Genomic DNA, 19,573 nt, shown 5'->3' with positions numbered 1-19,573 from the left:
CGTCAGCGTGCCGTCGTCGTGCCTCGGAGGAGCATGCCGGACCCGGTGCGGCCGCGGCGTTGAGCCGGCCCGCGCCGGACGCGGACGTTCACGCCGCCGCGGAGCCGGGCGGGGACGTGCGCGGCAGCGGCAGCCGTCGAGGAGCCGGACGCGGAGACGAACGCGGGCACGGAGACGAACGGGCGCATGGACGCGGGAGAGGCTGGCAAGCCACGCATGACGGAGTCCTCACTCAGGGTCCTCGCCCTGGTTCGACGTGCCGGCGACGAGAGTCTCCTGGCTCCCGGATCGCTGCGTCCCCCGGCCTTCCAGCCCTCGAACGAAGGGGCCGTGGCCGTCGGTTGGGGGTGCACTCCCCGGTGACAGTGGCGGGACCGCGCCGGATTCGCACCGGCTTCCTCTCCTGCCGCCGTTGGGCACTCGGCAGTCCACCACGTACCAGGAGGGGCGTCAACTCGCCCTTGACCTGCGACGGGAGAGTGTGAGCAGGCACACGGGACCCGCGCCGTGGCATGGGGAAGCAGCTGTACGGAGAAGCGGAGAAGGGGTACGGAGCGGTGCTCCGTACCCCTTCCGGTGCCGTTCCGGTGCCGGCGGCTGCTGTCAACGACCTTCCGGCGCCGAGTGGTTCAGGACGCGGCGGTGATGATGTAGATGCCGTACGCGACGGCCGCCGCGCACAGTGCGAAGCACGCGTACGCTCCGGTGCGCCCGAGTACGGACGTGTCACCGCCCTGCGAGCCACCCGCCTTGCCGGCGGACGCACCCACGATGCCGAGTGTGAACACGCCCACCAGGCCGACCGTGGCCACGAGGCTCACGCCGAATACCTCGCCGAGCGCTGCCCAGTCGATGTCCATAGCGTTTCCCTGTCTGCTCTCCGTGCCGGACCGTTCGATCCGCGGTCCGGGCGTCTGGTCCGGTTGTCTGGTTCCGGTTGTGACTGCTTGTCGTCGTGATGGCTCGCCGGGTCCGGCGCCGGTGCGTTGCCGAGTCCGCGGAACACACCGGCGGCCGGTCTAGCCGAGCGTGGAGGCCGCTTTCCTGGACTCCGTCTCGGCTTGCGGAGCCGGACTCGCCGTGCCGGCGCCCTCGGGGGTCCTCGCCGGGTCCCCGTTGCTGTCGGCCGTGGCGTGGACCGTGGCGGCCGCGGGCGGCGGCGCGACGGCATCCAGCGCGGCCGTGACGGCACCGGCCGGCTTGGGTCCGGAAGTCCCCGGCAGGGACACGTCGTTGACGTTCGTGTGGTCGACGGGCTGACGGCGCGAGAGCAGCCAGATGCCGCCGCTGATGGCGAGCGCGAGGACCGCCACCGTCGTGACGCCCCAGTCGCCCTGCTGTGCCAGTACCGCCGCCCCGGCGGCGACGAGTGCGGCGGCCGGCAGGGTCAGCCCCCAGCCCGCCACCATGCGGGCCGCCGTCGACCAGCGCACGACGCCGCCCTTGCGGCCGACTCCCGAGCCCATGATGGCGCCGGAGCACACGTGCGTCGTGGAGAGGGAGAAGCCGATGTGGGAGGAGGCGAGGATCGTGACCGCGGCGGAGGTCTGCGCGGCGAATCCCTGCGGAGGCTTGATGTCGGTGATGCCGTTGCCCATGGTGCGGATGATCCGCCAGCCGCCCAGGTAGGTACCGAGGGCGATGGCCAGGCCGGCCGAGACGATCACCCAGGTCGGCGGGTCCGACTGCGGGGCGATCACTCCGCCGGTGATCAGGGCGAGGGTGATGACACCCATGGTCTTCTGCGCGTCGTTGGTGCCGTGCGCCAGGGAGACCAGCCCGGCGGAGGTGATCTGCCCCGCGCGGTAGCCCTTGGCGGTGTGCTGCTCGTCGGCGTTGCGTGCCGCCCGGTAGGTCAGCCGCGTGGCGAAGAGAGCGGCGAGGCCGGCGACGAGCGGAGCGGCGATGGCAGGGATGAGCACCTTCATCACCACGGTGCCGCCGTTGACGGCGCCGATGCCGGCGGAGGCCACGGTGGCACCGAGGAGGCCGCCCATCAGCGCGTGGGAGGAACTTGAGGGAAGCCCGGCGAGCCAGGTCAGCAGATTCCAGATGATCGCTCCGACCAGCCCCGCGAAGATCACTTCGGGCCGGATGCCGGAGCCTTCATCGATGATTCCCGATGAGATGGTCTTGGCGACCTCGACGGACAGGAACGCCCCTACGAGGTTGAGGACCGCTGACATCGCCACCGCTGTCTTGGGCTTGAGTGCCCCGGTGGAGATGGTGGTGGCCATGGCGTTGGCCGTGTCGTGGAACCCGTTCGTGAAGTCGAACACCAGGGCCGTGACGATCACGATCCCGATGAGAAGCGTGATGTGTTCCATTCACCCAGGCACAATCAGCTCGATGGTTGATGTCCAGATGAACGTAGGAAGCAAGGGTGAACGGAAGATGAACTGCGGCGGGCTTCCGGGTGTCACCCCACGGGGTCTGTTGTGAGCGGCGTCACACACCCGTCCCACCGGTACCTCGGCCCTCCGCCACCGCCCCCTGGCGGCTCCGCGGCGGGGCCGGCGGAGAACGGCAGCAGAGGAGGAACAGGCCGTGGAGTCGGCTGAACTGCTCGGCGCCTGGCGGGAACTGGTGGACACCGCTCGACGTGCGGCGGCCGAGGGGCTCGTCGTGGGCACCTCCGGCAATCTCTCCGTGCGGGTGGGGGAGACGGTACTGGTGACCCCGAGCGGTCTCGCCTGTGATCGCCTCGGTGACGCCGAGTTGTGCGCCGTGGACCTCGAAGGGCGGCGCGCAGCCGGGAACCTGTCGCCGACCAGCGAACTCCCCATGCATCTTGCCGTCTACCGGCACACCGAAGCGCGTGCGGTGGTGCACACGCACGCGGTGCACGCCACCGCCGTCTCCACGCTTGTGCGCGAAGTCCCCGCCGTTCACTACATCACGGCCGAACTGGGAGGCCCCGTACGCGTCGCGCCCTACGCCATGTTCGGCAGCGACGAACTCGCCGCGCACGTACGCGCCGCCCTCGACGGCCGTCGCGCCTGTCTGCTGCAGAACCACGGCACCGTGGCGTACGGCGAGAACCTCGCCCAGGCGTACGACCGCACCGCGCAGCTGGAGTGGATGTGCCGGGTCTGGCTGGCGGCGTCCTCGCTGCCCGGGCGCACGCCCTCCCTGATCCCCGACGGCGAACTCGCCCGTGTGGAAGAGAAGTTCAGGGGACACGGGCAGCGGCCCACCGGGCGGTGAACGGCGCGCCGCAGCATCCGGCCGGGGCGCGGACGCGCGGGTCACGGCCGGGAGTTGGCCCGCACGGTACGGCGGTACTGGCCCCGCGGCCGCTCCGTGAACGACACTGGCTCAATGCGTCTGCGCAACGCGGCCCTCGCCGCCACCTCAGTGACGGCCGCCGCTGCCGCGGCACTGGCCGCCGGACGGTACGCCGCCGACGCGGCCCTGCGGCCCGCGCGCACCGGAAGAGCGGCGGCGGGCCTGCAGCTTCCCGCGGGATTCGGCGGACCTCCGCTGACGGTCCACGACGTCGGCGACGGCCACGTCTCCCTCACCCGTTCCCTGACCGCTCAGCTCCCGGGCGTGTACGGGCTGGTCGGCCGGAACTGCCACGCCGTCGTCGGCCCCGTACTGGACGGCGAGCCCTCGAAGGCGCCCGCCGACACGGTGGTGCGCCGCCTGCAGTGGGTGGGCCGCGGCGAACTCAGGCCCGGCACCAAGGTGTGGTTCACCCCGCAGCTGTACACGGACGAGTCCGCCGTGGGGGCGGACGGCACGGAGATCATGGACGGTGCCGTCTCCCGCACCTCGGTCGAGGTGCCCGGTGAACTCGGCCCGCTGCCCGCCTGGTTCATGCCCGGCGAGCGCGACACCTGGGTCGTCGCCCTGCACGGACTCGGCGCGACCCCCGCCCAGGCGCTGCCGCTGCTTCCCTTCTACGCCGGGCTCAGGATCCCCGTGCTGGGCCTTTCCTACCGGGGCGACGCCGGAGCCCCGCCCCCGCCCGACGGCGTACGTCATCTCGGCGGCACCGAATGGCGTGATGCCGAGGCTGCGGTCGCCTATGCGGTGCGCAACGGCGCTGCCCGCGTCGTTCTGCACGGCTGGTCCGCAGGTGCCTCCATGGCGCTGCGCACGGCCGGTGAGCTGAGCCGGCGCCGTTCCGGACCGTCCGCCGAAGAAGGGGACGAGAGCGGCCCCGCGCCGGACGGCGGCGTGGCCCCCGAAGCCGTCGGCAGGATCGCGGGCCTCGTGCTCGATTCGCCCGTACTGGACTGGTGGGCGGCCGTGCGGGCGCTGGCGGTCTCCCGGCACACCCCGCGCGCGCTGCTGCCGCTCGCACAACGCGCCGCTCAGGGGCGTGCGCACGTCGAGCCGGAGAGGATGCGGCAGATCGTGGATCCGGCCGCACTGGACGTCCCGGCCCTGCTGCTGCACGGACCTGACGACACCGTCGCCTCCTGGCAGCGCTCGAAGGAACTCGCCGACAGCCGCAGCGAGTTGGTCCGCCTGCAGACGGTGCCCACCGCCCCGCACGCGGCGATGTGGAACGCCGACCCCGAGGAGTACGAGAAGCGGCTGCGGCAGTTCCTGACGCCGTTGATGTAGTCCGGCACAGGCCGCGGCCGCGACGGCACGCGAAACACGCGGCGGCGGAGCCCGGGAAGTCGGCCCCGGCCGGGCGGCACCCGGGTGAGGCGACGCCGGCGAGGCAACGCCGGTGAGGCGTGGGAACGCTGGCCGCGGACCGCCGCGACCGGCGAGGCGAAGGCGTCCGCTTTCACCCGTCAAATGGGCATCGCTGCGCGGAAATCCGCCCCGCCCCAGCAAGCGGATTCGGCCATTCCGGGGCCCCGTTTGGGATTTGTGCCGGGGACCATGAAGACTGCTCCTGTGACGCCGTCCCGTACCCCGCGAGACAACCCGCTCCGCCTCGTCCCCACGCGGCCGATCGCCGCCGCCCGGCGCACCGTGACGGCCCGCCGCCGGCGCCCGTCCCCGCCGCCGCCCGAAGGGCTGCCGCCGCGCGAGCAGCTGGCCCGGCAGGCCAGGGCCGCACTCGCGGACGCCGTCGTCCTCGCCCGGTGGGCCGAGCGGAACGAGGCTCTCCCCGGCAGCGGCCCGGAGCGCGAACGGGCCGCCGCCGCACTGCGGATGCCCGTCGAGGACGTACGCACCCACTGGGACCGGGCACGCCTGGCAGGGCTCATCGAGCTCCACGGCGGCACCGCCCGCCCCGGTTGGCGGCTGCGCGCCTGGGAGCGTGACGACAGCGCGGTGCTGCGCGGCTGGATGGCGCTCTTCGACGCCTGGTCCCTGGCCTATCCGGCACCGACTCCCGCGGACCCCGCGCTCGTCGCCGAAGTCGTGGAGGCCGCACCCCAGTTGCTGTCCGTCATGCATCTGACGGCCGGGCCCGTCGCCTTCCCCGCACTGCACGACCTGCTGGCCCAGCGCGTGGCCGAGCTGCGTGCCGAGCGTGACGCCCTCGACGAGCCGGCCTCCCAGGAGGGCGGCAGCGGCGCCGCCGCGGACCACTCGGAGCAGGTGCTCCTGCCCGCCCTGCTCGACTGGGCGCTCGACGGGTTCGCGGCAGTGGGAGCGCTGACCCGCTGCACCGATGCCCGGGCGTCCTCCCAACCGCAGGGCAGCGAAGGGGAGACGGGCGTCCGGCAGGGCTCGGCGGTGCTCACCCCGCTCGGCAACTGGGCCGTGTGGACCAAGCTCGAGCAGATCTGTGTCGCCGCCCAGAGCCCCGCGGGGAACATCGAGCAGTCCGCCCAGGACATGCTGCGCGGCTGCGCGCGGCTCACGCCCGGCCCGGCTCGCGACGAGTACCGCGCCTGGATCGCAGCCCGCTCCAACGGCGCCGCGGTCACCGAACTCCTCGCGGCGGCCCGGGGCGACGACGCCCTCATCCGCGGGCTGGCCTTCGAGGCCCTGCGCGTCATCGGCGCCCCCGCGGAGGAGGCCGTACGGGAAGGGGCGCAGGAACCGACCCTGCGCCCCTACGCACTGCTCTGGCTCGCCGAGCTGGACGGGGCCGATCCCGAGGACCTCGCCGGAGGCGCCCCCGGCGTGCTCAGCCGTCAGGAGGCGACGTGGCTGTGGGTCGACACGGCCGCAGCAGTCACCGACCACGGCGAACAGCGGCTGCTCGTCGACCACTTGGAGACGGCGGTCCAGGGCACCGTGCCGAAGCTGCTGGAGGAGGTACGTGCGGTCGGGCACCCGCGCACCGTGCAGGTGCTGGTCGCCCTCGCGGCGGCGCACCCCGACCCGGCCCTCGCCAAGGCGGTGCGCCGCGCGGCCTTCCAGGTGCACACCGGCGGTGGCGTCTGACGGCTGACGACACGGGGCCGTGCCGCCGCCGGCCCGTCAGCCGTTCAACTGCCCAGCGCGGGCGTGTACGTGCCGAAGCTCCACACGTTGCCCTCGATGTCCCGCGCCATGTAGTCCCGCGCGCCGTAGTCCTGGTCGGTGGGCTCCATGAGGATCTCCGCGCCCGCCTCGCGCGCCCGCGCGCAGTGTGCGTCCACGTCCTGGACCACCACGTAGATCCCCACTGTGCCCGCTCCGCGCATCGCCTCGGAGAAGACGCCCTCCCTGCCCTTGCTGCCGAGCATCACGGCGCCGTTGCCGTAGGCCAGTTCGGCGTGCATCACGGTGCCGTCGTCCGCCTCGTACATCGCCAGGCGTCTGAAGCCGAACGCCTTCTCCAACTGCGCGACGGCGGCCTTGGCATCCTTGTAGAGCAGCGTGGGGTACAGCGTGGGTGCGTCGGACATGGCATTCGCCCTTCTCCTGGCCCGCGGAGGCCGGAACACCTCCGGCTGAGCCGAAGTGTGGCACCCGTCACTGACAACGGCGCGGCGAAGCCCACTGGGGGTCGCGCCCGGGGATCTGCGGGGGAAAGCAGTTGCGGTGCGCCGCTAGACTGGCGGCATGGCTACTCACCCGATGCATTAGCGCCGTACGTACGCCCCAGTCCTCGTCCGTACGTACGCCTGACCCTGCCTGGAGTAGTCCGTGATCACCGCCACCGGCCTCGAGCTGCGCGCCGGCGCCCGCATCCTGATCGAGTCCGCGACCTTCCGCATCGCCAAGGGCGACCGCATCGGCCTCGTCGGCCGCAACGGCGCCGGCAAGACGACGCTCACCAAGTGCCTCGCGGGCGAGGGTTCCCCCGCCGCGGGCACCATCAGCCGCGGCGGCGAGGTGGGCTATCTGCCGCAGGACCCGCGCACGGGCGACCTCGACGTCGTCGCCCGCGACCGCATCCTCTCCGCCCGCGGCCTCGACGTGGTGATGCGCAAGATGCGGGAGAACGAGGACCGCATCGCACACGGCCAGGGAGCCACCCGCGAGCGTGCCCTGAAGAAGTACGAGCGGCTGGAGACCGAGTTCCTCACCAAGGGCGGATACGCCGCGGAGGCCGAGGCCGCGACCATCGCCGCCAGCCTCGGCCTGCCCGACCGCGTGATGGGCCAGCCTCTGCACACCCTCTCCGGCGGTCAGCGCCGACGCGTCGAGCTGGCCCGCATCCTCTTCTCGGACGCCGACACCCTCCTCCTCGACGAGCCGACCAACCACCTCGACGCCGACTCCGTCGTGTGGCTGCGGGACTTCCTCAAGACCTACCGCGGCGGCCTGGTGGTCATCTCCCACGACCTCGCGCTCATCGAGACCGTCGTCAACAAGGTCTTCTACCTGGACGCCAACCGCGCGGCGATCGACATCTACAACATGAGCTGGAAGCAGTACGTCGTCCAGCGCGAGGACGACGAGAAGCGCCGCAAGCGCGAGCGCGCCAACGCCGAGAAGAAGGCCGCTGCGCTCAACTCCCAGGCCGACAAGATGCGCGCCAAGGCCACCAAGGCCGTCGCCGCCAAGAACATGGCCCGCCGTGCCGAGAAGCTGCTGTCCGGCCTGGAGGAGGAGCGGCAGTCCGACAAGGTCGCCAAGCTGCGCTTCCCCGATCCGGCGCCCTGCGGCAGGACACCGCTGATGGCGGAGGACCTCTCCAAGTCCTACGGCTCGCTGGAGATCTTCACCGGCGTCGACCTCGCGGTGGACAAGGGCTCACGCGTCGTCATCCTCGGCCTCAACGGCGCGGGCAAGACGACGCTGCTGCGTCTCCTCGCAGGGATCGAGGACCCGGACACGGGCAAGGTCGTGCCCGGGCACGGTCTGAAGCTGGGCTACTACGCGCAGGAGCACGAGACGCTCGACCCCGCGCGGACGGTCCTGGAGAACATGCGCTCCGCCGCCCCGGACATGGACCTCGTCGAGATCCGCAAGACGCTGGGCTCGTTCCTCTTCTCCGGCGACGACGTGGACAAGCCGGCCGCGGTGCTCTCCGGCGGAGAGAAGACACGTCTCGCGCTGGCGACGCTCGTCGTCTCGTCCGCCAACGTGCTGCTTCTGGACGAGCCGACCAACAACCTCGACCCGGCCAGCCGCGAGGAGATCCTCGGCGCGCTGCACACCTTCACGGGTGCCGTCGTCCTGGTCACCCACGACGAGGGGGCCGTCGAGGCGCTGGAGCCGGAGCGGATCATCATGCTCCCGGACGGCGTCGAGGACCTGTGGAACGACGAGTACGCCGATCTTGTCGCCCTGGCCTGACGTCCGGCCGTCTTGATCAATCTCCGCTGGATCATTCGGCCGACGCTTGATCCTTCATATGAGTGAGGGCGGCTCGTATCCCGGCGTGGCCGCCGGGCGGGTTCGCGCACCTGTGGCAGCCGTTTCCGGACTCCGCTCCGTGACGAAGATCTCCCTCGCTGACCAGGAGGTTCGCCGGAGTCCTGCCGGGGACCGCCCAGATCCGGCCACCGGAATTGAGAGTTCCACCGGAAACGGGCGGTAGTCCGGCGCTCACGGCGGTTCCACGGACCTTGCCGAATGGGTGGCCAGAAGCAGGGGGAGGGGTGATCATGAGAGTCACAAAGCGCACTTCCCATGAGGAGGCACGGGTGGCCGAGACTCTGAAGAAGGGCAGCCGGGTGACCGGCACCGCGCGCGAAAAGCTCGCGGCAGACCTCAAGAAGAAGTACGACGGCGGCGCGAGCATCCGGGCGCTGGCCGAAGAGACGGGCCGTTCCTACGGCTTCGTGCATCGAATGCTCAGTGAGTCCGGCGTGGCCCTGCGGGGTCGTGGCGGAGCGACACGAGGCAAGAAGTCCGCCTCGGCCTGACAGGGCTTCCGGGCATCTCTCCCGGTGGTTACTCTTCGGTTACTTGACCAATGAGTAACCACCGGAGGATGTCGATGACCCTGCTGGACAAGGACGGCGTGCGTCTCGCCGTGGACGGCGCCGTGGCCACGGTCACGCTCTCCAACCCGGCCAAACGCAACGCACAGTCGCCCGCCCTGTGGCGGGCCCTGACGGAGGCCGGACGGACCCTGCCCGGCGACGTCCGCGTCGTGGTGCTGCGTGCCGAGGGCAAGTCATTCTCCGCGGGCCTGGACAAGCAGGCGTTCACCCCCGAAGGAATCGACGGCGAGCTGTCGTTCCTGGAACTCGCGGGCGCTTCCGACGACAAGGTCGACGAGACCATCGCGACCTTCCAGGAGGCGTTCGCCTGGTGGCGCCGTCCCGACTTGATCAGCGTCGCCGCCGTGCAGGGTCATGCCATCGGGGCGGGTTTCCAGCTCGCGCTGGCCGCGGACATCCGGGTGTGCGCCGACGACGTCCAGTTCGCCATGAAGGAGACCAGCCTCGGACTGGTCCCCGACCTGACGGGCACGCACCCGCTCGTCGGCGTCCTCGGGTACTCGCGCGCGCTGGAGATCTGCGTGACGGGCCGCTTCGTGCACGCGGCCGAGGCGGAGCGCACCGGGCTGGCCAATCTCGTCGTGCCCGCTCCGGAACTCGACAGTGCCGTCGCCGATCTGTCGGCCGCCCTGCTGGGAGGGCCGCGGGACGCCGTCGTCGAGACCAAGGCCCTGCTGCAGGGCGCCGGCCGGCGCACCTACGAGGAGCAGTGCGCCGCCGAGCGTGCGGCTCAGACGCGCCGGCTCCGCGACCTCGCGGGCCTCGGCGAGTGAACTCCCGCGGCCGGCCCGGCCGGTGACCTCCGGGCTGCGGTGCGCCAGTGGGCACCGGGCCGTGGGGTCATCGGTGCCGCTCCGGGTCGATGGCGCCGATCAGCACGGCCACTGTCACCGGAAGGGACGGCTCCTCGGCGTCCCAGGCGGCCGCCTTGCCGGCGGCGTGCCGCACGTCCCGTGCCACGTCGAGGGCGCGTGAGGCCTCGGCGACCGCGATCTGGATCTGCAGATGCCTCCCCGTGGGGCGCCCGCCGGCGTCGGTCGTGTCCGTGACGCTCACCGCGCCGGCGGCGCGGCCGCCGAACGCCGGACCCAGAACCGGGTCGAGGCGTGTCACTCCCGGCACGGAGATGACCGCCTGCGCGGTGGCGGCGCCGTTCGGGTCGTCCGCGGGGGCGGGCGGATGCGTCTCGGGGGTCGGCGCCCGGTGCCCGGCCGGACCGGCCGTGAGCCCGGCGGCGCCGCTCACCCCGGCCCGGTAGCCGTCGTCGGAGGACCGGCCGTCGTGCCCGTTCGGGCTCTCCAGCAGGTCCGTGACCCGCAGATCCACGGTGCGCACGCGCAGCCCCAGCGTCCGGTCCGCGGCCGTCAGCAGCGTCGCCCGCAGCAGCTCCGCCGTCGTCGTCAGCGGCACGTGCGGTGTCGACGCGAAGGCGGCGTCGACGCGCAGCGGACCGGGAGGCAGCGCGGTCGGAGGCGGGGGGACCGCCGGTACGCCGGCCGTCCCCGGTCCGGCGGAGGAGATCCGCAGGTCACCGATCCGTACATGCGGCAGCGCCGACGAGGCCGCCGCCCGGAGCGACGTCACCGCTGCGCTCTCCGCCAGCCACGCTCCGTCCTGCGCGTCCCCCAGGGGCAGCAGCCGCCCGAGCCCGAGCCGGCGCCGTACCGCCCGGGAGAGCCCTTCGGATTCCATCTCAGCTGCCCTCCGTCTTTTTCCGGACCCACTGCGTGACCGGTCGGCCCGTCCGAGGGGACCTGCCGGAACGGCCCTCGACCTGCCAAGTGCGGACGTACGAGGCGAATCTGTCGAAGCGCACCTAATGTGGCACAAGAGACGCAATTCAGGATTGCTCTCCTTCACGGAAAGGGGTGAAGGTCATGGCCGACACCAAGACCGGCAACCGGTTCGAGGCTTCCGGACAGGGATCGCGCACGGCCTCACGCGACGGAGCGGGGGAGACCCGTGGCGCCCGTGTCGAGGCGGCCAACCGGGGGCGCACCACCATCTCCGACGATGTCGTCCAGAAGATCGCGGGCATGGCCGCGCGTGACGTGCCCGGCGTCCACGCCCTGGGCGGCGGCATGGCCCGCACCTTCGGGGCCATGCGGGACCGCGTACCGGGGACGAGCAGGTCCGCCGCACGGGGCGTCAGCGCCGAGGTCGGTGACATCCAGACGGCGCTCGACCTGGAGCTCGTGGTCGAGTACGGCTACCCCATCGCTGATCTCTCCCGCTCCGTGCGCGAGAACGTCATCTCGGCGGTCGAGCGGATGACGGGCCTGGAGGTCGTTGAGGTCAACATCGCCGTGGACGACGTCAAGTTGCCCGACGAACCGGACGAAGAAGAGGAGCAGGGCCGTACGCGGCTTCAGTAGCTACGGCGCACATCCGTACTGAGCAAAGGGGCGCACGATGAGCATGGCCGTGATCGGCTTGATCGCAGGGATGGGCCTGGGCTTCGCCGGATTCTTCGGCGGGTTCAGTGCTTTCCTCCTGGTGGCGGCGCTGGGCGGATTCGGCTTCGTCGTGGGCCGCTTCTTCGAGAGTGACCTGCGGGCGGAGGAGTTCTTCCGCCTGCGTGGCGAGAGCCGGCGCAGGTGACGGGAACCGGACGGTGACAGCTGAAACCGAGGTACCGGACGGAGCGGAACGGGGCGCGACCACTGTCGTCGAGCGTGTCGTGGCCAAGATCGCCGTTCAGGCGGCACGGGAGGCTCTGCGCGCCGCGTCCGCTCCCTGGGTCCCGCCGGGCCCCCGTCACTGGCCCCGCGCCTCCGCCAGGGTGCGGGACGGGACCGCTAGGGTCCGCGTCCTCGTGGAGCTGGGCTACCCTTCCGACATCGGCGCGCAGTGTGCTGCGGTGCGCCGGCAAGTCGTTTCGCGGGTAAAGGAATTGGCCGGCATGGACGTGCCGGACGTGGCCGTGGGCGTGGAACGGCTGCACTCCCAGCAGCTGGACGGCGAGAGGTCCGGGAGGGCCCGGTGAGCGACGAGCGCACCCAGCGGTTGCCGACGCTGGAGAAGGAGCCGCAGGCGGGCCCGGGAGCGGGCGGGGGAGACCTGGAACAGTCGACCTCCGCGGCCGGCTACGACCCCGGCAGCGGCCCCGGGCAGCCGGGCCGCGCGAAACGGTTCTGGTCGGTGCGGCGGCTGCCCGCGGGCGTCGTCTCCCTGCTGGCGCTCGCCGCCGCGGGCCTGATGCTCTACGACGTGGTGTCCGTACGGGCGGGCGGTTCCGCGATGGGCTGGCGCCGCACCCTCGCCCACGAGATGGCGGTCACCCCTGTCGACGACCCCAAGGTCCTCGCGTCCGCATGCGTGGTCACGTTGCTCGGTGTGTGGCTGATCGCGCTCGCCGTCACACCGGGCCGACGCGGTCTGCTTCCGATGCGCCGTGAAGTCGCCGGTGTGCGTGGGGGGTTGGAGCGGACGGCCGCGGCGCTGGTGCTGCGGGACCGCGCCATGAAGGTCTCCGGCGTGCAGTCGGTGCGGGTCGCGGTGGGACGGCGCAAGGTACGGGCGCGTGCCCAGGCGCACTTCAGGGACCTGGACGAGGTGCGCGGCGACCTCGACTCCGTCCTCGGGGACGGCATCACTCGGCTCGGCCTCGCACGTCAGCCGGGGCTTTCGGTACACGTACAGCGCGCGAAGAAGCGGTGAGCGGAATGGACGGAGTCCTGCGGAGCGTCAACCGGGTGCTGCTGGGCCTGGCCGGACTGCTGCTGCTCGCCCTCGGACTCGCCGTACTCGTCGGGGGGTTCGACCTGCCTCGCCACTGGCATTTCAGCCTGCCCTCCGGATGGCCGTGGGCACGGCCCGACGACGTGCTGCTCTCCAGCGCCGACCGCACCCAGTGGCGCGGGGAGAGCTGGTGGTGGCCGGCGGTCCTCGGGGGCCTGGCGCTGCTGGTGCTCCTGCTGCTGTGGTGGCTGCTCGCGCAGCTGCGCAGGCGCAGGCTCGGCGAGGTCCTGGTCGAAAGCGGCGGGGGCGAGGCCGCGTTGCTGCGCGGAAGGGCGCTGTCCAGCGTGCTGGAGGCGGAGGCCGCCGCGCTCCCGGGCGTCGACAAGGCGGCGGTACGGCTGAGCGGACGGCGCACCGCCCCGCGCGCCTCGGTAGAGCTGCTGCTGGCGGCTCACGCCGAGCCGGGGCCCGTGCTGGAGCGCGTCACAGGAGAGGCGCTCGAACACGCGCGTACGTCGGCGTCGCTGGACGGCCTGCCGGCGGAGGTCCGGCTGCGCACCGTCAAACACCGCGCCGAGAAAGTGCTCTGAGACCCCGCCGCGTCCCTGTGGGAGTCCGGGGGCACGGACCTCGTCATGGGTCGCGGTCGCGAGTCGCAGCCGCGGGTCGTGACCGGAGCCACGACCTCGCGGGCGGGGGAGCCTCAGAAGCCCCGGCGGGCACCGCCGTCGACCGGGAGCATGACGCCCGTGAGGTACGAGGCCGCCGGTGAGAGCACGAAGGCCGCCGTACGCCCGAACTCCTCCGGCGTCCCGTAGCGGCGCAGCGGGATCGCTGCCTCGTTGCGCTCGCGTGCGGCGTCGCCGTCGCCGCTCAGCGAGTCGAGGTAGTGGAGCCGCTCGGTGGCGATCCGGCCCGGAAGCAGACCGAGCACCCGGATCCCCAGCGGTCCCGCCTCGTTCGCCAGCGTCTTGGCGAAGCCGGCCAGCCCGGGGCGCAGCCCGTTGGAGAGGGTGAGCGCCGGAATCGGCTCGTGCACGGATCCGGAGAGAACGAAGGCGATGACGCCGCCCTCGCCCAGCTCGCCGGCCGCCGTGCGTGCCAGGCGTACCGCCCCGAGGAAGACCGTCTCGAACGCCGACCGCCACTGCTCGTCGGAGAGCGAGTCCGCCGGGACGCCCGCGGGCGGACCGCCGACGCTGATCAGTACGCCGTCGAAGCGCCCGAAACTGCGCTTCGCCGTCTCGATGAGGCGCCCGGCGGTGTCCGGGTCGGCGTTGTCGGCACCGATCCCGACGGCCGATCCCGCGCCGAGTTGCGCGGCGGCCTCGGTGGCGGCCTCATCGCTGCGGCCGGAGACGACCACCTTGGCTCCGTCGGCGACGAGCGCTTCCGCTGTCGCGAACCCGAGTCCGCGGGTGGCACCTGTGATGACGTAGACGCGGTCCTTCAGCCCGAGATCCATGGCTCACAGTGTGCGCCACCGTTCACCGGCGCGTGCAGGCAGGGTCAGTCGGCGGAAGATGGGATTCCGGCCGGGGCGGTGGAGGGCGGCGTCTTCTCCTGCTCACCGTCGCCTTCAGCGCCGCTTTCGTCGTCGTTCGAGGCGTGGTTCGGGGCGTCGCCCGAGCCGTCGCCTTCGCCGTCGCGGCCCGAGCCGTCGCGCGGAGTGCCGGATACCCGGGCGCCCCCGGCCTCCGCCGCCTCCGACCCTTCGGACGGGGCGGTGCCGGGCGCCGCCGCACGGTCCCTGCGTTCGCGCCGTACCAGGATCACCCAGCCGACCGGAACGCCCGCGGCGAAGAGCCACCACTGGACGGCGTAGGCCATGTGCGCGCCGATGCTGCTGTGGTCGGGCTCAGGAATGCGCTGCGGCTGGCCGGCCGCCGGCTTCGGGGACGTCGACGTCAGCTGGAGGTAACCACGCAGCACGGGCCTGCCGAGCGTTCCGGCCAGCCGGTCGCTGTTGATCAGCATCACCTGACGGGGCGGCAGTCCCCGCTTGTCCTTGATGCCGCTGGCCTCGCTCGTCTCGTCCGCCATGACGCGGCCGGTGACCGTGACCTTGCCGAGTGGCGGTGCCGGCACGTCAGGGAAGCGGGTGAGGTCGCCGCCCGCCTCGATCCAGCCGCGGTTGACCAGGACGGCGCTGCCGTCGTCGCGGACCAGCGGTGTGACGACGAAGTACCCGATGGACTTCCCGTCCGCGCCCGTACGCTGCCGCACCACGACCTCGTGGCGGGCGTCGTAGCGCCCCGTCGCCTTCGCCGTGCGGAACTGCTCGTCCTCCGCGGGGCCGTGCGCGGGGCTGCTGAGCCGGTCGAAGGACACGGGCTCGGCCCGGAGGCTGGAGGAGATCAGCTCGTTGTGCGCCACCCTCGACTCGTGCCTGTGCAGCTGCCAGAAGCCCAGCTTGATCATCGCGGGGATGAGGGCGAGGCCGAGGAGGGTGAGGATCACCCACTGCCTGGACAACAGGAAGCGGTACACGCCTGACGACGGTACTCCCCGGAGCTCACGGACCCGGTGCTGGGGCCACGTCCCGCAGGAGATGGCCGAAGGCGGCCTCGTCGACGACGGGAGTGCCGTACGCCTGCGCCTTGACGATCTTCGAGGTCAGGGAATCGGGATCGTTGGTGACCAGCAGGCTGGTGAGCCGCGAGACGTGGGAGGAGATGTGCAGCCCGGCCTCGGTCGCCCTGTCCTCGAGCAGCTCACGGTCGACCGAGGTGTCGCCCGAGATGGCGATCCGCATCCCCTGCACGAGCCTCCCGCCCGGCTCGTACCGGCCCGGATTCGGGTACGGGCAGGCGGGCCGCTTTCGTGAGCGGCGCCAGCCGTGCCCGTACGGACGTGACCCCCGGCCTCGCTGGCCGCCGAAGAAGCCGCCGCCGTCGGTGCTTTGCCCTTCCGGCCACTCCGAGAGGGGCCGGCAGGCGTGCAGCGGCAGCCGCACCTCCTGCTGGACGGCGAGATGGAGGCTCGGCCGGAACGCCTCGGCCAGCACGCGCGCGTCGTCGAGGGCGTGGTGTGCGCGCTGCTGGGAGACGCCGTAGTGCGCCGCGAGCGACTCCAGCTTGTGGTTGGGCAGCGGAAGCGAGAGCTGCTTGGCGAGGGCGATCGTGCACAGCCGCTGGCGGACGGGCGGCGTGCGCTGCGCACGCGCGTACTCCCGCGCGATCATCGACCAGTCGAAGACCGCGTTGTGCGCGACCAGCACGCGGCCGTCGAGGCGGGTGGCCAGGTCGTCGGCGATCTCCGTGAACAGCGGTGCGTCGGCGAGGACTTCGGTGGTCAGGCCGTGGATCCAGGTGGGGCCCGGATCGCGCTGCGGGTTGACGGTCGAGTACCAGTGGTCCTCGACCTCGCCGCGCGCATCCAGCCGGTAGACGGCGGCGGAGACGATGCGGTCGTCACGGGCGAGGCCGGTGGTCTCGACGTCCACCACCGCGTAGCCCTGCGGATATCCGTCGGGCCAGGCGGCGGCCCCTGCTGCGGAGCCGACGGCTGGTGACTGGGCGGGGACCCGGCCGGCTGCCGCCGTCCCGTCCGCGGGCTCGCCCGGGGATGCCGTCTGGTCTTCGAGCATGGTCACAGAGAATACGGGGCGGCACTGACAGTTCCCGCGGGGCCTGCCGTGTGCCCCGTGCCGAACCGGACCGGCGGGAGCGGCCCGACGGTGTGTCAACGACCCGGCCCGTGCGGGGGGTTGAGGCACGCGGCCGCCTTCCGCCGGGAGCGCGCCCGCAGACGTGCGGGGGAGCGCTGCGGGAGGGGAGAGCCCGGAGAGGAGAGCCGAGAGGTGCCCGTTCGCGGTCCGGGTGACGGCCACTCATTTTATACTTGTCGGTAACAACCCCTGGCGGGGGGCGCCCTCCGGGTCTACCTTGCTGACATGCCGTCTCAGCTGCCTGACGTCGTACTCTGGTCGATACCTGCCTTCATTCTGCTCACGGTGATCGAAATCGTGAGCTATCGCCTTCATCCGGACGACGACGCCGCCGGATACGAGGCAAAGGACGCCGCCACGAGCATCGGCATGGGGCTGGGCAGTCTCGCCTTCGACGCCCTGTGGAAGATCCCCATCGTGGCCCTCTACGTGGGCATCTACGAACTGACGCCGCTGCGCGTACCCGTGGAGTGGTGGACGCTGCCGCTGATGCTGCTCGCGCAGGACTTCTTCTACTACTGGTCCCACCGCGGGCACCACGTCATCCGCATCCTGTGGGCCTGCCACGTGGTGCACCACTCCAGCAGGAAGTTCAACCTGAGCACCGCGCTGCGCCAGCCATGGACCACGTGGACCGTCTGGCCCTTCTACGTGCCGATGATCGCGCTGGGCGTGCACCCCGCCGCGCTCGCCTTCTGCTCCTCGGTGAACCTCGTCTACCAGTTCTGGATCCACACGGAGCGGATCGGCAAGCTGCCCCGTCCGGTCGAGTTCGTCTTCAACACGCCCTCGCACCACCGTGTCCACCACGCCTCCCAAGGCGGCTACCTGGACCGGAACTTCGGCGGAATCCTGATCGTGTGGGACCGGCTGTTCGGCTCCTTCACGCCGGAGACCGAGCGGTGCGTCTTCGGGCTCACCAAGAACATCTCGACCTACAACCCGCTGCGCGTGGCCACGCACGAGTACGTCTCCATCGGACGCGACCTGCGTGCGGCGAGCACGTGGGGCGAGCGTGCCGGAAGGGTCTTCCGCGGGCCCGGCTGGGCCCCGCAAGCGGACGGCGGGAACGGCGGGAACGGCGAGGACGGCAAGGGCGAGGCGGACGGCACGCGAGAGGCCGGGCCGCCCGAGCAGCCCGGCCTCTCGCCGGCGGATTCACCGGCGCCGCGCGTCACCTCCTGACCTGGCGGGTCAGGAGGCGGCGCGGGCACCGGCGTCGAGTCCGCCGGGGGTGGTTCCTACTTCTTGACGGCCGCGAGCGCGTCCACGATGCCGTGGCCGTAGAAGCTGTTGTTGCCCTTGAGACCGGTGCACTCGGCCTCGTACGTGCCCTTGCCGTCGGGGTCGTAGGAATCGGGGCAGGCCACGCTCCTCGCCTGCGCCTTCAGCATCCAGGCGACGTCCTTCGCGCTGGCGTCGGGGTGCTTGCTCTTGATGAGCGCCGCGACACCGGCGACCTGCGGACCGGCCATCGAAGTGCCTTGCAGGTAGGCGTAGTCGCCGTCGGGCATCGTCGAGAGCACGCCGCCGTCCTTCGCCGGCTCCTCAGGAGTCTGGTAGCGCCGGTCGCCGCCGGGAGCCGAGAGATCGATCTGGTTGAGGCCGTAGTTGGAGAAGTACGACTTCCCGTCCTCGGCGCCGGTGGACGAGATCGAGATCACCCCGGGCAGCATGGTCGGGATGTCGGGGCAGTCCGCCGGGTTGACGGTCCGCTCGACAGGCTCGGTGTCGTTGGGGCTGGTGTCGTCCTTGATCTCGGTCGCGGCCAGGTCGTGCGAGGAGTTGCCCGCGGACGAGACGTGCGCGACGCCCTTGCCCGTCGCGTACTTCACGGCCCTGCCCACGGCGTCGGCGATCGCCTTCTGGTCCGGGTCGTCGGAGCAGTTGTAGAGCCACGGGTCCACGTAGTAGCTGTTGTTGGTGACCTCGATGCCGTGGTCGGCCGCGAAGACCATCGCGCAGACCACCGCTTCGCTGTAGAACAGCGAGGTCTCCGGCTCGGAGACCTTCAGCGAGGCGACCTGCACGCCCGGCGCGGCGCCGGCCACGCCGACTCCGTTGCGCGGAGCGGCGACGATGCCCGCCACGTGCGTGCCGTGGTAGTCGCCCGACGGGTCGAAGGGACGCCAGGCGCCCTTCTTCGTGTCGGCCTTGCCGCCCACGCAGCTCGCGGACTGCTTGGCCGAGAAGTTGGCCGCGAGGTCGGGGTGAGTGTCGTCCACACCGGTGTCGATCACACCGACGGTGACGTCCCTGCTGCCCTGGTTGATCTTGCTGGCCTCGTCGGCCCTGATGGCCCGCTTGTCCCACTGGAGGGACTCAAGGGGCTCCGTGCCGTCGGCCAGGGCCTTGGCCTTGGCCTCGGCCCCCTTCGCCGACTTCGGCACCTCGAGGTACTTCGGCTTCCCCACATCCGTGGTTGCGGCGCTACGGAGAGGTGCGGTGCGGGTCGCGCCTGCCGTCTCCACGCCCTTCACCGAGCGCATCGTCTCCGCGAACCCGGCGTTCGACGAGTGCGCGACGATCACGCCGATCTTCCCGTAAGCGGTGACGACCTTGCCGTCCGCCTTGGCTATCTCCTTCTTGACACGCTTCACCGTGCCGGCGTCCGCCTCGGTGTTGACGACGTAGCTCAGCTTCTCGCCGTCCGTCGAGGATGCGGGCGTGTCCTGACCGCTGGCCACGGCTGCACCGGCCAGACCGATGGAGGCAGTCAGAACCAGTCCCAGCGGCATGGCGAGTCTTCGCCACCGCCTGGAATGTTGCGAATCCATGGGATCTCCATGTTGTCCGAAGTTGACCACAGAGATGGGAACTTAGCGCCGATCGGTACTGCCCAGCAATGGAATCCCGAAGATGACCCGGGTTTGTCTTCGATAACTCTTCCGCGTCTCAACGACCTCCCCCTGTTGCCAGCCCCTTGTGAAGATCTACGATGCGCCGCACCGCACTCCCGGTGTCCACACCC

The 19,573-nt window shown here is 71.6% G+C and carries 21 protein-coding genes and 1 riboswitch; of the genes, 12 read left to right on the top strand and 9 right to left on the bottom strand.

Annotation, left to right across the window (positions count from 1 at the left end; genetic code table 11):
* Nucleotides 1-2 precede the first annotated feature (2 nt).
* The 3 genes from EV375_RS04540 to EV375_RS04530 all read right to left on the bottom strand — a co-directional run bounded on the left by EV375_RS04540 (nt 3) and on the right by EV375_RS04530 (nt 2,327).
* Complete coding sequence (locus tag EV375_RS04540) at nt 3-218, bottom strand: hypothetical protein (protein ID WP_130298297.1); 216 nt, start codon at nt 216-218, stop codon at nt 3-5.
* Nucleotides 219-270: 52 nt separating this feature from the next.
* Nucleotides 271-400, bottom strand: a riboswitch (cobalamin riboswitch).
* A 229-nt stretch (nt 401-629) separates the two neighbouring features.
* On the bottom strand, nt 630-860 hold the full coding sequence (locus EV375_RS04535; RefSeq protein ID WP_130298296.1) for a hypothetical protein: 231 nt from the start codon (nt 858-860) through the stop codon (nt 630-632).
* 159 nt (nt 861-1,019) lie between these two features.
* On the bottom strand, nt 1,020-2,327 hold the full coding sequence (locus EV375_RS04530; protein WP_130298295.1) for an inorganic phosphate transporter: 1,308 nt from the start codon (nt 2,325-2,327) through the stop codon (nt 1,020-1,022).
* Between the two features lie 220 nt (nt 2,328-2,547).
* Between EV375_RS04530 and EV375_RS04525 the strand changes: the two genes are divergently transcribed.
* From EV375_RS04525 to EV375_RS04515, 3 genes are all read left to right on the top strand, one after another.
* A complete protein-coding gene (locus tag EV375_RS04525; RefSeq protein ID WP_486588279.1) occupies nt 2,548-3,207 on the top strand; it encodes a class II aldolase/adducin family protein in 660 nt (219 codons plus the stop codon).
* 114 nt (nt 3,208-3,321) lie between these two features.
* A complete protein-coding gene (locus tag EV375_RS04520) occupies nt 3,322-4,578 on the top strand; it encodes an alpha/beta hydrolase (protein ID WP_130298294.1) in 1,257 nt (418 codons plus the stop codon).
* Nucleotides 4,579-4,863: 285 nt separating this feature from the next.
* Nucleotides 4,864-6,312, top strand: a complete 1,449-nt coding sequence (locus EV375_RS04515; protein ID WP_486588278.1) for a hypothetical protein — start codon at nt 4,864-4,866, stop codon at nt 6,310-6,312.
* A 44-nt stretch (nt 6,313-6,356) separates the two neighbouring features.
* Here EV375_RS04515 and EV375_RS04510 read toward each other — a convergent pair whose 3' ends face one another.
* Nucleotides 6,357-6,758: a VOC family protein gene (locus EV375_RS04510; protein ID WP_130298292.1), complete on the bottom strand. Its 402-nt coding sequence runs from the start codon at nt 6,756-6,758 to the stop codon at nt 6,357-6,359.
* A 241-nt stretch (nt 6,759-6,999) separates the two neighbouring features.
* On the opposite strand from EV375_RS04510, the gene EV375_RS04505 reads away from it, so the two are divergent.
* From EV375_RS04505 to EV375_RS04495, 3 genes are all read left to right on the top strand, one after another.
* Nucleotides 7,000-8,598, top strand: a complete 1,599-nt coding sequence (locus tag EV375_RS04505; RefSeq protein WP_130298291.1) for an ABC-F family ATP-binding cassette domain-containing protein — start codon at nt 7,000-7,002, stop codon at nt 8,596-8,598.
* 350 nt (nt 8,599-8,948) lie between these two features.
* Nucleotides 8,949-9,170, top strand: coding sequence for a helix-turn-helix domain-containing protein (locus tag EV375_RS04500; RefSeq protein WP_028435537.1), 222 nt, complete (start codon nt 8,949-8,951; stop codon nt 9,168-9,170).
* Between the two features lie 74 nt (nt 9,171-9,244).
* Nucleotides 9,245-10,024 carry an enoyl-CoA hydratase/isomerase family protein gene (locus EV375_RS04495; RefSeq protein WP_130301600.1) on the top strand — a complete coding sequence of 260 codons (780 nt, stop codon included), beginning with the start codon at nt 9,245-9,247 and terminating at the stop codon, nt 10,022-10,024.
* A 67-nt stretch (nt 10,025-10,091) separates the two neighbouring features.
* Here EV375_RS04495 and EV375_RS04490 read toward each other — a convergent pair whose 3' ends face one another.
* Nucleotides 10,092-10,943: a nucleopolyhedrovirus P10 family protein gene (locus tag EV375_RS04490; protein ID WP_130298290.1), complete on the bottom strand. Its 852-nt coding sequence runs from the start codon at nt 10,941-10,943 to the stop codon at nt 10,092-10,094.
* A 185-nt stretch (nt 10,944-11,128) separates the two neighbouring features.
* Between EV375_RS04490 and EV375_RS04485 the strand changes: the two genes are divergently transcribed.
* The 5 genes from EV375_RS04485 to amaP are packed head-to-tail and all read left to right on the top strand — an operon-like array spanning nt 11,129 to nt 13,522.
* On the top strand, nt 11,129-11,626 hold the full coding sequence (locus EV375_RS04485; RefSeq protein WP_055485595.1) for an Asp23/Gls24 family envelope stress response protein: 498 nt from the start codon (nt 11,129-11,131) through the stop codon (nt 11,624-11,626).
* 37 nt (nt 11,627-11,663) lie between these two features.
* Nucleotides 11,664-11,852, top strand: coding sequence for a hypothetical protein (locus EV375_RS04480; protein ID WP_055485341.1), 189 nt, complete (start codon nt 11,664-11,666; stop codon nt 11,850-11,852).
* A 13-nt stretch (nt 11,853-11,865) separates the two neighbouring features.
* Complete coding sequence (locus tag EV375_RS04475; protein WP_130298289.1) at nt 11,866-12,237, top strand: Asp23/Gls24 family envelope stress response protein; 372 nt, start codon at nt 11,866-11,868, stop codon at nt 12,235-12,237.
* The gene (locus EV375_RS04470; RefSeq protein WP_130298288.1) at nt 12,234-12,911 is read left to right on the top strand and encodes a DUF6286 domain-containing protein; all 678 of its coding nucleotides are present in this window, start codon (nt 12,234-12,236) and stop codon (nt 12,909-12,911) included. Before EV375_RS04475 ends, EV375_RS04470 begins: the two co-directional genes overlap by 4 nt.
* A 5-nt stretch (nt 12,912-12,916) precedes the next feature.
* A complete protein-coding gene (gene amaP, locus EV375_RS04465) occupies nt 12,917-13,522 on the top strand; it encodes an alkaline shock response membrane anchor protein AmaP (protein ID WP_130298287.1) in 606 nt (201 codons plus the stop codon).
* A 113-nt stretch (nt 13,523-13,635) separates the two neighbouring features.
* Here amaP and EV375_RS04460 read toward each other — a convergent pair whose 3' ends face one another.
* The 3 genes from EV375_RS04460 to EV375_RS04450 are packed head-to-tail and all read right to left on the bottom strand — an operon-like array spanning nt 13,636 to nt 16,521.
* Complete coding sequence (locus EV375_RS04460; RefSeq protein ID WP_130298286.1) at nt 13,636-14,397, bottom strand: SDR family oxidoreductase; 762 nt, start codon at nt 14,395-14,397, stop codon at nt 13,636-13,638.
* 44 nt (nt 14,398-14,441) lie between these two features.
* Nucleotides 14,442-15,422 (bottom strand): SURF1 family cytochrome oxidase biogenesis protein, encoded by a 981-nt coding sequence (locus tag EV375_RS04455; protein ID WP_130298285.1) that lies wholly within the window; start codon nt 15,420-15,422, stop codon nt 14,442-14,444.
* A 25-nt stretch (nt 15,423-15,447) separates the two neighbouring features.
* Nucleotides 15,448-16,521: a DEDDh family exonuclease gene (locus EV375_RS04450; protein WP_130298284.1), complete on the bottom strand. Its 1,074-nt coding sequence runs from the start codon at nt 16,519-16,521 to the stop codon at nt 15,448-15,450.
* A 306-nt stretch (nt 16,522-16,827) separates the two neighbouring features.
* Between EV375_RS04450 and EV375_RS04445 the strand changes: the two genes are divergently transcribed.
* Nucleotides 16,828-17,787 carry a sterol desaturase family protein gene (locus EV375_RS04445; RefSeq protein ID WP_130298283.1) on the top strand — a complete coding sequence of 320 codons (960 nt, stop codon included), beginning with the start codon at nt 16,828-16,830 and terminating at the stop codon, nt 17,785-17,787.
* Nucleotides 17,788-17,843: 56 nt separating this feature from the next.
* On the opposite strand, the gene EV375_RS04440 is transcribed toward EV375_RS04445, so the two are convergent.
* Nucleotides 17,844-19,379 (bottom strand): S8 family peptidase, encoded by a 1,536-nt coding sequence (locus EV375_RS04440; protein WP_486588277.1) that lies wholly within the window; start codon nt 19,377-19,379, stop codon nt 17,844-17,846.
* Between the last annotated feature and the right edge of the window lie 194 nt (nt 19,380-19,573).

It is taken from the genome of Streptomyces sp. CNZ301 (assembly GCF_004217425.1).
This window is presented reverse-complemented; position numbering and strand designations above follow the sequence as displayed.